The following is a 549-nucleotide window of genomic DNA, read 5'->3' as shown; positions in this document are numbered from 1 at the left end:
TTTCCAAAAGTTACACTGGTTTGTTTAGCTTTACGAGCGGATCTCGTAAGCGCATCGAGATCTTCTGAAGCTTCTTCTGTATCGTAGAAAACCGCTACAGAACGAACTTCTTCAATATCTTGAGAAAGTTTATCCACGTTTTTATCAAGCTGTGCTTTATTAACGGCTTCGTCGCTCTTTTCTGCCGCCTTCACGCCAGAAAGAATTCGACCCTTGCTATCCTTATCGGCAATAGTAATTGTATTACCACCTTTTTCTGCACCAATCTTGATTATTTGCTTCTCGTCATCCCACTTAACAAGGCTATCACCTTTTACATTGGTAATATCATTTTTAATATTCGTGAGAGAACTGCTAACACCAGCCAATGCATCTGCTACATTGGTATAGTTTTTATCCTCACCTTCACTGCCATCAGCCTTGACAGTTTTAACCGTGAAAGTAGGAGCTTTCCATTCTCCATTCTCATACTTAGCTCCACCGCCAAAATATGTAGCAACCTTATCGCCTAATGAATGAAGCTGAGAGCCATTCACCGCATCCGTTGAG

General features: G+C 41.3%; 1 pseudogene. It reads right to left on the bottom strand.

Features of this window, described 5'->3' with window-relative positions:
• A pseudogene (locus tag ACFIKO_RS09515) lies at positions 1 to 549 on the bottom strand (hypothetical protein); the annotation flags it as partial.

The organism is Bartonella sp. TS82HLJMH (assembly GCF_042193495.1).
In the GTDB taxonomy this organism is placed as follows: domain Bacteria; phylum Pseudomonadota; class Alphaproteobacteria; order Rhizobiales; family Rhizobiaceae; genus Bartonella; species Bartonella grahamii.
Note: the sequence above shows the minus strand (reverse complement) of the source record. Positions and strands in the feature narration are given on the sequence as shown.